Source organism: Saprospiraceae bacterium (genome assembly GCA_016713025.1).
In the GTDB taxonomy this organism is placed as follows: domain Bacteria; phylum Bacteroidota; class Bacteroidia; order Chitinophagales; family Saprospiraceae; genus OLB9.
Map to the genome: position 1 here is coordinate 2,684,934 of JADJPZ010000004.1, position 12,324 is coordinate 2,697,257.

Sequence of the window (12,324 nt, forward strand, 5' to 3'; positions counted from 1 at the left end):
TGAAATTCATCCAGCTTGGAATTCAATTGTACAACACCAAACATTCATTAATATATGAAGATGAAACCTTTTAACCTTTAAACCTCTATAATTCACAATACTCCGATAACTTTTAAAATACATTAGGATAAAAAATATATATAAAAAGTAAATGCGTAAATTGGCCCTTGAGCCAACCTGTAATCACAATCTCTCACAAAAATGATTACACAAGACGCATTTACTTCCGGCAAAAGCCTTATAGGTACAATATTAGATAAAATGGTTGGCATCAACAAATGGCAGAAAGTATTTTTTATGGAAGTAACCATGTTATTTCTTACCATCAAAGGAAAAATCAATTTTACTCAGATGGGAAGATATAGTTCGTCGCCTGAAGTGAGGTTTCGCAACATGTTCAAGAAGGCATTTGATTTTGTATCAATCAATTCTTTATTTATCACCCAACAATGTGGCGATGAATTGATAGTGGGGTTTGATCCTTCATATCTTTCAAAGAGTGGGAAACATACACCTAATGTAGGCTATTTTTACTCTGGTGTAGCAGGCATGATCAAGCGAGGTATGGAATTTGGATGCTTGGCCATCATAGATGTCAAGCAAAATACAGCCTATCATCTTGATGCCGTACAGACACCACCGGTGAAGAAAGAAGATGCAGAAACTGGTCTGATCAAACACTATTGTAAGATATTTGTCGAAAGGATTAATACAATAAAGAAACATAGTGAAATCCTAGTAGTAGATGGTTGGTTTAACAAACAAAAATTTGTAGGATCAATGACCAAATTGGGGTTAGAAGTGATCTGTAGATTACGCCCCGATGCAAACTTAAAGTATCTTTACAATGGTCCGAAGATGGAAGGAAGAGGTCGCCCTAAGAAATACTCATGCAAAGTAGATCTCAAAAATATAGATAAGAGTGTATTCAAAAAGACAGTTGATGATGGGAGCAAGGTTATATACGAAGCAGTGGTGTATTCCATAAGTCTAAAGATAAATATCAAAGTGGCCTATACAGAATATTTAAATGAGAAAGGTGAAGTTACAAACACCATTCTTTATTTTAGCACCAACACGTCTAGGGATTCCATCGACATAGTCAGATATTACAAAGCCAGATTTCAAATGGAATTTATATTCAGAGACGGCAAACAGTTTACCGGATTGGACAACTGTCAGGCAAGGTCAGTGGAGAAAATCCATAATCATGTAAATTATGCCATGACGGCAGTCAATGTAGCTAAAGCAATCATACGGCAAGGCATAGAAAAAGATCAGCCCTGCAGTTGCTCCATTCAAGATATCAAAACAGAGTTATTTAATCAATTTCTGCTGGAAAGAATATTTATCAACTATGGTATTGAACCAGAGTTGCAAAAAAATAATGAATTAAAACGCAAAATATTAGATTTTGGGAAAGTCGCAGCTTAAATTTGTTATCGGAGTATTGATTCATGGACATATTAAAATTCCCTGTAGGAAAATTGAAGCTGCCTGACACAGTTGAACAAGATCATCTGCACGGTTTTATAGACTCTATCAGTACTTTTCCTGATGTGCTTGCTTCACTGATCAGCACTTTTTCTGATGAAGAGCTCGACACGCCATACAGGCCGGAAGGCTGGACTGCGAGACAAGTGATACATCATCTCGCGGATAGTCACTGCCATGCCTTGATGCGATTCAAATGGTCACTGACAGAAGACAAACCGACTATCAAACCCTATCTGGAAGCTCAAAATGCCTTGCTTGTGGATTATCTCCTTCCTGTGCAACCATCTTTGGACATACTCAAGGGAATCCATGAAAAATGGGCGACAATCATGCTGCATATGAAGTCTGAAGACTGGATCAAAGGGTATTACCACCCAGAAACCGGACGTTTTTTCAGATTAGATCAGGTGGCAGCTATGTATGACTGGCACTGCAGGCATCACCTGGAACATATCAGATTGTGCAAAAAGACAACCTGATGGTCGAAGTTTGTAACTCCCCGATGGTCGAAGTTTGTAAATTCGATCACATACATCAAGCATTTGCAATGCGTTGATTGTAAGCAAGATACTAAAAATAGCACATCACCTGATGGTCGAAGTTTGTAACTTCGAACCCATACATTAAGCATCTACATGAGATGCGCTATTTTCACATACTTAATACCTTATTTGCTTCATGTTCAGGTTAAATAAACATGTTAACCTATAACCACCAACAGTGCAAAAATTTACCTATTTTTGCCCCGTTAATTTAATAAAAGAATGCAATACCTTCTCCTGGAAAACGTCAGCCGCTCCTACGGAGACAAAGTCCTTTTCAAAAATGTAAATCTTTCTGTCAGCAAAGGAGACAAAATCGCTCTAATTGCTAAAAATGGTAGCGGCAAGACCACACTTCTCAAAGTGATCAGTGGCGAAGAAGGTTCTGACGGGGAAAATGCAAAAATCACCATCTCAAAGGAAATCAAGACGGCCATCCTGAAACAGGATCCTACATTTGATCCAACAGCCACCGTGCTCGAAACCATATTTGACTCCGACAATGAAGCTATCATCGCTGTCCGTGACTACGAAAAAGCACTCACCACAAAAGACGAAACGCTCCTTCAAAAATGTGTGACCCGTATCGAAGACCTGAAAGCATGGGACCTGGAGTCACGCATCCATGAAATCCTCAACAAACTCAAGCTGACTGACCTCAACCAGAAAACAGGAGAAATGTCAGGCGGACAGAAAAAAAGACTGGCACTGGCAAAGATCCTCATCGATGAACCTGATTTTCTCATCCTCGATGAGCCGACAAACCATCTGGATATCGAAATGATAGAGTGGCTCGAAAACTTCCTCCAGCAACCCAACCTGACTCTCTTTATGGTCACGCATGACCGGTATTTCCTTGAGCGCATTTGCAATGAAATCTTAGAACTTGACAATGGTCAGACCTATATGTATCGGGGCAACTACTCCCAATATCTCGAAAAAAGAGAAGCCAGAATACTCAACGATGCCGCCAATCTCGAAAAAACCAAAAAACTATTTTCAAAAGAACTGGACTGGATGCGCCGTCAACCACAAGCCCGAAGCACAAAAGCCAAATCACGTATCGATGACTTCTACGAAATAAAAGAAAAAGCTCAGGTGCGTCTCAATGATGATGAGATGAAAATCAATATTGCTGCTTCCAGATTAGGGTCAAAAATCCTGGAGGCACACTCTATTGTAAAAAGTTTCGGAGATAAAAAAATATTGGATGGATTTACCTACAAGTTTAAAAAAGGCGAACGTATCGGCATAGTCGGTGCCAATGGGACGGGCAAGTCCACATTCCTTAAGGTATTGACTCAACAATTACCACCTGATGGCGGAAAAATAGTAGTGGGTGACACTATCGTATTTGGATATTATACGCAGGATGGACTCATCGTCAATGAGGACAAAATGGTGATAGATGTGATCAGAGATATTGCAGAGTACATTCCACTTGACAAAGGACTTAAACTATCTGCTGAGGCACTTCTTGAAAGAGTTCTTTTTCCACGACCACAGCAAAGGGTGTTGGTATCACAGCTGAGTGGCGGCGAAAAGCGAAGGCTTTACCTTCTTACTATCCTGATGAAAAATCCAAATTTCCTCATACTGGATGAGCCTACCAATGACCTGGACATCCTCACGCTCAATGTTCTGGAAGAGTATTTGCTGGATTTTCCCGGATGTCTGATCATAGTCACCCATGACCGGTACTTTATGGATAAGCTGGTAGATCATCTTTTCATTTTGGAAGGCAATGGTGTGATAAGTGATTACAACTATACATATTCTGAGTATCGGGAACTCAAAAAAACAGAAGATCGGGAGAAACAAGAAACCAAAACCCAAGATACTCTGACAGCTCCATCAGAAGAAACGTCAAAAGGTAAAGCATCCTTTGAGCAAAGAAAAGATTTTGCACGATTGGAAAAAGAAATCAAAAAACTGGAAGAAAAGAAGGCCACGATTACTTCCACATTTGAAGATGCATCGCTCAGTCCTGAAAAAATCATGGAGCTATCCAAAGAGCTTGATCAAATCACTGTTCAACTAGCCGAAAAGGAAGAAAAATGGTTCGAATTGGCAGAAATGATGTGATTTCAGCTAAATTTTATCTTTTTTTTACAAATGGATTTAAACCTTTAACTGTGCATCATGTCCAAAGTGCATAATATTCAAAATTTGAAAATACCGGAAGATTTTGAGATATATTCAATGATATCATCACCTGAAACGCGCAATCAGGGATATCGTATGCTCGTACAAAAGTTTAAAGAAAAATTGTACTGGCATATAAGACGATTGGTACTTAATCATGAAGACGCAGATGATGTTTTACAAAACACATTTATGAAAGTTGTGAGAAACATAGATGGTTTTCAGCAGCAATCATCGCTATACACATGGATATTCAGGATTGCGACCAATGAAAGTCTGAATTTTATCAAAAGTAAAAAATCAAGACCTACCATGGAAATGAGTGATCTGGTTTACTTCAAGTCTGCAGGAGAAAGTCTTATGGATGCATCAAAAATACTTGATCTCTTGCAGGTTGCTATACAAAATCTTCCTGAAAAACAAAGACTTGTATTTAATATGAGATATTATGACGAGATGCCATACCATGATATAGCAGAGATCACCGAAACCAGCGAAGGAGCGTTAAAAGCATCTTATCATCATGCAGTCAAAAAGATAGAAGAATTTTTAAAATCCAAAGTAGAGTAAAAAAGACATCAATGAATCAAAATTATACATCAGAAGTAAAAGAAGAGTTAAAGATGCTCGCGCCTGTCTTGTCAGGATTGCCGAAAGCAAACATTCATAAATTGCCGGAAGGATACTTTGAAGACGTAGAAGAAAAAATAATGAGTCAAATATTGCTGACAAATTATGAACTCACGAAATCTGTACCGTCCGGCTATCTTGAAAAAGTTGAAGATGACATCTTGAGCAAAGTTATATCCGTACATACTGTTAAAGAAAATCGCATTGTTGGTATTTTGAAGTACAAAAAGCTAATCGCCTCTATTGCAGCAATGATGCTCTTTGTTTTGGCCACATGGTTTGTTTTCAACCGGGTAGAAGAGACATCAGGCGAAATCGTGATAAATGCAGAAGAACACGATACTTATCTTGAATATATCCACAAAAATATAGGTGATTATGATATCAATATGCTTGTGGACAAGGGACTTATTGCTGAAGAAGACCTGGTTATGGAATCATCTGTCTTCGAACAATTTGATGCAGAAGATACAACAACCTGGATGGAAAGTGACATAAATTTTTAACACATTTAATACTGATTTTTTTAAAAAAATATAAATTAAAACATATAAAATTTAATATCATGAATAAGATTAAATCATCATTTTTATTGTTTTTGCTTCTCGCATTTTTTATCACCAATGCTCAGGACAGGCAAAGCAGGGATCGTGTGAAAGATAAAATAAAAGCACAGAGAGTAGCGTATATCACCGATCAGCTTGATCTCAGCGAAACAGAATCTCAGAAATTCTGGCCTGTATATAATGCATACACCACAGAACTCGAAAATCTGAAGTCATCTCTTGATATTCAATTCAAAAGAGACCTTAGTGATAAAGAAGCTGAAGACATGCTGACAAGTATGCTGGACGGACGTGCAAAAGAAATCGAGATTCAGAAAAGATATGTTCAAAAACTAAAATCCGCTATACCAGCCAAAAAAATTGTAATGCTCTACCGTGCAGAAAGAGAATTTAAAGAAAAACTGATTTCAGGAGTCAGGGAAAGGAGAAAAGAAAGAACGAAAGGATAGAAATAATAAAATATTCTTCAATAATTGTAACCATATGTTCACACATGTCGTAATGAATTAAACAAATAAAATTTAACAAATTATGGCATCAGAAATTATTGCAACAATCGGTCTCTTCATCACCTTAATTGTGTTGATAGTATCCTATTTCAGAACCCGGCATACAGAAAGAATGGCACTCATCAATTCTGGAAGAACAGCCAGAATATTTGATGAGAAGGATGGAGAATCTAATGGAGCATTGAAACTTGGTTTGTTTCTCTTATCCATTGGTTTGGGTCTTTTGATAGGTTTGATTGTCGACAACATACTTAATTCAGAACCATCAGGAGTATTTGTAAGTATTCTTTCATTAGGTGGGATGTCACTCATCATTTATCACTTCTACATAGAAGGTAAGAGAAAAGAAAGAATTAAAGATCCGGAAGACATGGTATAGTCATCGGAAAGAAATGATAAGAAGCCTGGTTGTCTTCAATCAGGCTTTTTTTATTAACCCTGAATATATAACCGCTTGATCCTGGTGGAAATTCTGCTCAATATCTCATAGGGTATCGTGCCACAAGTTGTTGCCAGGCTTTCGACAGGTTTGTCTTTACCAAAGACCACTGCTTCATCCCCGACATTTACATCAGCTCCGCTGCCTAAGTCAATGATTGTCAAATCCATACATACATTACCTATGATAGGAAAATCGGCTCCGTGGATGTTGACACTATATCGACCGTTACCGGCATTTCTGAGCAGACCGTCGGCATATCCTATGTTAATGACAGCTATTTTGCCCGACTTTGATACCTGACCTCTTCTATTGTATCCTATGAAGGCATCCCTACTTACATCCTTTACTTGTATCACATTTGCTTTTAAGGTGTGTACTTTCTCAAGTTGTTCATTCAAAATGCCTGTACTATCGATACCGTATAAGCCCAATCCAAGTCTTACCATGTCAAAATGGTATTGCGGAAATCTGACAATGCCAGCAGAATTGAGAATATGTTTAAGTGGTTGATATCCCAGTGCCGATGTAAGGGTATCAAAATGTTTGGTCAAAAGCGCTACCTGATGCTCTGTGAATGCATCATCTCCGGCATCCTCACTGCTGCTGAGATGGCTGAACACCGAAGCCACCTTTATCAAACTGGTATTTTTAAGTTGCTCTGTTAATAAGGGAATATCATCACTCATAAACCCCATTCTGTGCATGCCTGTATCTATCTTGATATGGATTTTAAAAGCTGATTTATTGGTCAGTTTTAAATAATCGATCATTTCTCTTAACTGTTCATTGCTGTACACTTCCGGTTCGAGATCATAGTTTGCCATATCATTCACGCTATTGCGATCAGGGTTCAGGATGATGACAGGCAACTTTATACCTGCCTTCCTCAATTGGATGCCTTCGTCAATATATGCTACGGCGACATATGCCACCTTTCTATGCTCGAGAAATTTGGCCAGCTCTTCACTACCGCTACCGTAGGCTGAAGCCTTGATGACAGCAATGATTTTAGTGTCCTTTTTTATATATTGAGAAAAAACCCTGAGGTTGTGTCCCAAAGCTTGAAGATCGGTTTCTAGTGTGGCGGTATGTATTTTTTCTGAAAGAAAATCGACAATCTTTTCCAGTTTGAATATCCTGGCACCTTTTAGCAAGATCATCATTTGAGAAAGATCTAATTCATGAACTTTTTCTAAAAGTTTTTCGGTTGTTTTAAAATGCTTAAATGAGACATCCGGATTGAGAAAATTTTTCAGATACTCTACAATATTTCCTATACCTATGACATATTTGACCTTATGTTTATTGATAATATCTGCCAGTGCCTGATTTAATTCCGACTGAGTAAGCCCTGTCTGTAAAAAATCAGATATGACTACTACTTTTTCTCTCAGACCTGCTTGCTGCTCAACAAAATCCATGGCCATTCTAAAGGATTGTATATCTGCATTGTAAGTGTCATTGACCAAAATACTTCCATTGATCCCATTTTTCAGTTCCAACCTCATAGGCAAATTGTGTAAATGGAGCAGACCTGCTTTTGTATCTTCAATCGATACACCTACAACGAATAAAGCTGCCAGACAGTGTAAAGCATTGTCAATAGATGCCTTCTCGACAAAAGGAAGCTGGAACTTCAGAATTTGATTATTGTAATGTATTTTTATTTCAGTACCATGCTGCGTCTGTTTCATATCCTTGATGACAAAAAGGGTAGAATGTTCGCTCCAACCCCAGCTATATAACTCCTTATCCTCATACCACTCCCGAATGGCAAGACTTACTATGATATCGTCTTCCTCAAAAATGATTGCTTTGGCGTCTTTAAATAATAGCAGTTTTTCAAAAGTTTTTGATCTGTATTTTCAAAACCTTCAGCATGGGCGTCACCTATCATGGTGAATAAACCGATGTTGGGTTTTATCATTTTTTCCAGGGCTGCCATCTCCCCAACTTTTGAAATGCCTGCTTCAAATATACCTAACTGGTCGCTGTCCCTGATCTGCCACAAGGATAACGCTACTCCGGTTTGTGAGTTATAACTCTTGGGACTTTTAACTACTTGTCTGTCCGGGACAAGCTGTGACAACCATTCCTTGATGGTAGTCTTTCCGTTACTTCCAGTGATAGCCAAAACTTCTAAATCCGTAAATGAAGCCCTGTGATAAGCTGCTAATTTCTGAAGGGCCAGAAGTGTATTATCAACCTTATAAAAATTGATATCAGCATCAATAAGTCCTGTATCTTGGCTTACAACAATATTTTTTATGCCTTTTGACACTGCCTCTTGTATAAAATCATGGCCATCATTGATACTGCCGGACAATGCAAAAAAAATAGCTGAATCGGGAGTATTGACAGTGCGGGTATCGGTGGTGATAGTTTCAATTTCAAGTTCAGGGTGCGCAATCCAGATGGAAGAAACTTCTAATATTTCAGCAATTTCTCTGGCTGTATATCTTTTCATTTGCAAAAGTATTATAAATCAAATCCGATATCTTTCCTATAGTATTTATCCTCATATGTGATATGATCAGCACTTTGCAATGATATTTTGACTGCTTTTCGGAAGTCCGGATCAATGGTAGTGACTGCCAGCACTCTACCGCCATTTGTCACTAAATCTCCGGATTTTATGGATGTTCCTGCATGAAAAACTATGCTCTTGTCAATATCATTTATACCAGAGATAAGTTTACCTTTTTCAAATTCACCTGGATAGCCACCAGATACCATCATGACCGTAGCAGCGGATTCTTTTATGATAGCAATCTTTGTTTCGGCCAATTTTCCGCTTGCTGCATTGATGAAAATTTCAACCAGATCGCTTTTGATTCTTGGTATGACTACCTCCGTCTCCGGGTCACCCATTCTGCAATTGTACTCAATGACCATTGGCTGACCGTTGACACTGATCAAACCAAAAAATACAAAGCCTGTATAGTCCATCTTTTCTGACGCAATTCCTTTGATCGTAGGTTCTATGATCCGCGATTTAACTTTTTTCCACATGGCATCATCTACAAAAGGTACAGGCGAGACCGCACCCATCCCGCCGGTATTCAGGCCGGTATCACCCTCTCCCACTCTCTTATAGTCTTTGGCTTCCGGCAGGAGAATGTAGTCTTTACCATCAGTCAGAGCAAATACAGAAAATTCAATACCACTCAAAAACTCTTCGATGACTACTTTTTCTGATGCTTTTCCAAATTTACCATTGAGCAATTCTGCAAGCTGATTTTTAGCCAAGGTAAGATCATCACAGATCAAGACTCCTTTTCCGCCAGCTAGCCCATCAGCCTTCAACACATATGGTGGAAGAAGACTTTCCAAAAAGGAAAACCCTTCATATAAGGAAGATCTATTTACTTCATAATAGGCAGCAGTAGGGATCCCGTATTGCTGCATAAACCTTTTAGCAAATGCTTTGCTGCCTTCGAGCATTGCACCTGCAGCGGATGGTCCAATGATGAGTATATCTTTAGTTTCACCTGTTCTTATAGCATCAGTTAGCCCGTCTACCAGTGGCGCTTCGGGTCCTATCACCAGCATCCCTATACGTTTTTCGATACAGAATTGCCTGAGACCTCCAATATCAGATACCTCTATTGACACATTTTCCCCACATGTACCTGTACCCGGATTTCCTGGTGCTATATACAATTGTTTACACAATGGACTTTGTGCCATTTTCCATGCCAAAGCATGTTCTCTTCCTCCACTTCCTACTATAAGAATTTTCATGAATTTACCATTATTTAACAGCACAAAAGTACTGCTTAAAATTGGACAATGTATATACAGCGTATGTGGAAATTTACTTTTTTCAAGCTAATTTTCAGGGGTTTAGTTTGCTAAACAGTAATGTTAGATTCTTCGATAGTTTTAAAATGTGAACTCCTTGAGTTTATCAATTACATTTTTTTATTGTCCTGAAGGATTCTTATTACATCTTGCTCACTTATTTTGGTAATAGTCGCTAACACAGGTGTTGATAAATTATTTTCAAAACCATTAAGGATTACTTCGATTTTTCCTTCGATTTTTCCTTTCAATTCACCTTTTGCTTCCGCATCAGCGATGAGGGTCTTCTCTGTTCGGATACTATCCCAATACTTATCGTAAGCTTCCAATTCAGCTTTGGTATAACCGCTTTCTTTGGTTAGTTCAAGTGCATCGGCTATCTCTGGCACGGATTGCAATTCTTTAAGCAATACTTCATCTATCATTTCCTGACCGTTTTCTATTTCTGACATATAACGCATCCATAAAACGGTAAGTTTCTTTTCTGAGATATTTTTTTGTTTAAACTTCGGAATTTCTACAAATACCAACTGTAAGCCATCGATAGTTTTACTTTTATCTTCTGTATGGACTAACTTATAGTGGTGGTAAAAGCTATCAGATTCTGAATCAAATATTTCATTGATCAAACTTAAGGCATAGACTGGTTTCAGTCCTAATATAAACCTTTTCCAATTTTGGCTTGATAGACTTACAAATCATTCAGGAGCTCCAGGGCAAAGATCGGATCGTGATAGAGAGAAAGGCTTGATTTATTATAATGTTTTATTTAGATAAGGAATTTTTCTTTGTTTTTACCCTATCTAAATCTTTCCCTTATAAGGGAAAGACTTCATAAAGATGTCTTAACTAAACTACATTGTGTTTTAATTATTATTCTTTGATCATCTTATTATAGTTTTCAATGATTTTTTCGCTTTTCATCATTGATGTGCTATTTAGTTCAAATGCTTTTTTTTGATAAAATAAAGCTTCTTTCTCATTTCCAATTTTATGATGGATTTGCGCATAAGTATCGTAAAACGCTGGTATCTCTTTTTGTATGCTTAAGTTAGATTTTGCAATGATATCAATTGATTTTTTGGACCATATCAAGGCTTGGTTTAAGTAATATAAATCATTAGTTTTTTCAAAAACGGTATATGCCGCATTATTTAAATCCATAGCAATAAATTGAGATGGTGGAGAAAATTTAATTTTACCATCTTTAGATCTATTAGAAAATGCAATATTTCTTTGTTCTTCGTCAATTCTATTTAGATCTTCAATGGAGTTCTTCAGTAAATATTGATTACAAAAGTTAATCTGAGTTTGGATAAATTTTTCATCCATTTTACACTCTTTATAAAAATCAATCAACATTTTATCAGCATACTTCATACCTTCCGTAGAATAACTATATTGGTTTTTTGTAATAACCACCAATCTCTTCATCATATTCTCGTCTTTGCTTTCACGTATTAACGAATGAGAAATAAACCTAAATCTATTATTTATTTTAGCCCTTTCTTTATTTTCTAATAAATACCAAAGGCTATCTTTTATTCTTTGATCTATTGTATTTAGAAATTTGTAAGTATTTGAATAAATATTCGAACCTTGTCCTTGTAGGAAAATTATTGTTTGTTGGCTATTTAGTTCCTCGTTTGAAAGTTTTTTGATATAATCATCCATGATATCAATGGGATAATTATCTACTTTCCTCAATTTTATAATATAATCATATAGGTCTTCTTTTGTATCTGATGATAGATATTTTGATTTGGCTTTCATGATTGTTTCTAAATATTTTGCATTTTCGATGCCTTGATTAGCAAATTTAAAATATTCTTCAGGCACAGTAGCTGTAAGGTAAATTGTATTAAGCAAAAACCTTCACTATTAAAAATACTGTGATATCCTAACTGAAAAGATTTATAACTATTTAATATTTCTTCAAAAAGTGCTGATTTTCTTTCTGCTTTTATATTGATAAAGTTTGTGTTAAATTTTTCAGTTAACATAAAATTATTCATAGCAAATTCTCCAACTTGCTCGCATTCCTGACAATCATTTGAAAACGCGAATAGATGTATTAATTTGTTTTCTGTTTTTGCCTGCCTTTTTACAGAGTTCCAATCTTTAAGTTCACTAAATTGTACTTGGCAAATTAAATTATTTGCAAGTAAGAAGATTATAAACGTAACTAA

At 36.9% G+C, this 12,324-nt stretch carries 12 protein-coding genes; 7 read left to right on the forward strand and 5 right to left on the reverse strand.

From position 1 onward, the window contains the following. Positions 1 to 201: 201 nt before the first annotated feature. The 7 genes from IPK35_17660 to IPK35_17690 all read left to right on the forward strand — a co-directional run bounded on the left by IPK35_17660 (position 202) and on the right by IPK35_17690 (position 6,268). On the forward strand, positions 202 to 1,434 hold the full coding sequence (locus IPK35_17660) for a transposase (protein MBK8055041.1): 1,233 nt from the start codon (positions 202 to 204) through the stop codon (positions 1,432 to 1,434). A 23-nt stretch (positions 1,435 to 1,457) separates the two neighbouring features. Continuing rightward, a complete protein-coding gene (locus IPK35_17665) occupies positions 1,458 to 1,976 on the forward strand; it encodes a putative metal-dependent hydrolase (protein ID MBK8055042.1) in 519 nt (172 codons plus the stop codon). Positions 1,977 to 2,261: 285 nt separating this feature from the next. After that, positions 2,262 to 4,124: an ABC-F family ATP-binding cassette domain-containing protein gene (locus IPK35_17670; GenBank protein ID MBK8055043.1), complete on the forward strand. Its 1,863-nt coding sequence runs from the start codon at positions 2,262 to 2,264 to the stop codon at positions 4,122 to 4,124. A gap of 117 nt (positions 4,125 to 4,241) precedes the next feature. Beyond that, entirely contained in the window at positions 4,242 to 4,754 is a 513-nt protein-coding gene (locus tag IPK35_17675; protein ID MBK8055044.1) for an RNA polymerase sigma factor, read from the forward strand. An 11-nt stretch (positions 4,755 to 4,765) separates the two neighbouring features. Then, positions 4,766 to 5,320 carry a hypothetical protein gene (locus tag IPK35_17680; protein ID MBK8055045.1) on the forward strand — a complete coding sequence of 185 codons (555 nt, stop codon included), beginning with the start codon at positions 4,766 to 4,768 and terminating at the stop codon, positions 5,318 to 5,320. A 59-nt stretch (positions 5,321 to 5,379) separates the two neighbouring features. Then, a complete protein-coding gene (locus IPK35_17685) occupies positions 5,380 to 5,829 on the forward strand; it encodes a hypothetical protein (protein ID MBK8055046.1) in 450 nt (149 codons plus the stop codon). Positions 5,830 to 5,911: 82 nt separating this feature from the next. Next, on the forward strand, positions 5,912 to 6,268 hold the full coding sequence (locus tag IPK35_17690; GenBank protein MBK8055047.1) for a hypothetical protein: 357 nt from the start codon (positions 5,912 to 5,914) through the stop codon (positions 6,266 to 6,268). A gap of 53 nt (positions 6,269 to 6,321) precedes the next feature. Here IPK35_17690 and alr read toward each other — a convergent pair whose 3' ends face one another. From alr to IPK35_17715, 5 genes are all read right to left on the reverse strand, one after another. After that, the gene (gene alr / locus IPK35_17695) at positions 6,322 to 8,025 is read right to left on the reverse strand and encodes an alanine racemase (protein MBK8055048.1); all 1,704 of its coding nucleotides are present in this window, start codon (positions 8,023 to 8,025) and stop codon (positions 6,322 to 6,324) included. 89 nt (positions 8,026 to 8,114) lie between these two features. Continuing rightward, the gene (locus IPK35_17700) at positions 8,115 to 8,798 is read right to left on the reverse strand and encodes a hypothetical protein (GenBank protein ID MBK8055049.1); all 684 of its coding nucleotides are present in this window, start codon (positions 8,796 to 8,798) and stop codon (positions 8,115 to 8,117) included. An 11-nt stretch (positions 8,799 to 8,809) separates the two neighbouring features. Then, positions 8,810 to 10,075 (reverse strand): phosphoribosylamine--glycine ligase, encoded by a 1,266-nt coding sequence (purD, locus tag IPK35_17705; GenBank protein MBK8055050.1) that lies wholly within the window; start codon positions 10,073 to 10,075, stop codon positions 8,810 to 8,812. Positions 10,076 to 10,245: 170 nt separating this feature from the next. Then, a complete protein-coding gene (locus IPK35_17710; GenBank protein MBK8055051.1) occupies positions 10,246 to 10,764 on the reverse strand; it encodes a PD-(D/E)XK nuclease family transposase in 519 nt (172 codons plus the stop codon). A gap of 244 nt (positions 10,765 to 11,008) precedes the next feature. Next, on the reverse strand, positions 11,009 to 12,004 hold the full coding sequence (locus IPK35_17715; GenBank protein ID MBK8055052.1) for a hypothetical protein: 996 nt from the start codon (positions 12,002 to 12,004) through the stop codon (positions 11,009 to 11,011). Positions 12,005 to 12,324: the final 320 nt, after the last annotated feature.

Bases quoted from the DNA above. Each gene is read 5' to 3' on its own strand.
- IPK35_17660 (MBK8055041.1), top strand. From the start codon at position 202: ATGATTACACAAGACGCATTTACTTCCGGCAAAAGCCTTATAGGTACA.
- IPK35_17665 (MBK8055042.1), top strand. From the start codon at position 1,458: ATGGACATATTAAAATTCCCTGTAGGAAAATTGAAGCTGCCTGACACA.
- IPK35_17670 (MBK8055043.1), top strand. From the start codon at position 2,262: ATGCAATACCTTCTCCTGGAAAACGTCAGCCGCTCCTACGGAGACAAA.
- IPK35_17675 (MBK8055044.1), top strand. From the start codon at position 4,242: ATGATATCATCACCTGAAACGCGCAATCAGGGATATCGTATGCTCGTA.
- IPK35_17680 (MBK8055045.1), top strand. From the start codon at position 4,766: ATGAATCAAAATTATACATCAGAAGTAAAAGAAGAGTTAAAGATGCTC.
- IPK35_17685 (MBK8055046.1), top strand. From the start codon at position 5,380: ATGAATAAGATTAAATCATCATTTTTATTGTTTTTGCTTCTCGCATTT.
- IPK35_17690 (MBK8055047.1), top strand. From the start codon at position 5,912: ATGGCATCAGAAATTATTGCAACAATCGGTCTCTTCATCACCTTAATT.
- alr (MBK8055048.1), bottom strand. From the start codon at position 8,025: ATGAAACAGACGCAGCATGGTACTGAAATAAAAATACATTACAATAAT.
- IPK35_17700 (MBK8055049.1), bottom strand. From the start codon at position 8,798: ATGAAAAGATATACAGCCAGAGAAATTGCTGAAATATTAGAAGTTTCT.
- purD (MBK8055050.1), bottom strand. From the start codon at position 10,075: ATGAAAATTCTTATAGTAGGAAGTGGAGGAAGAGAACATGCTTTGGCA.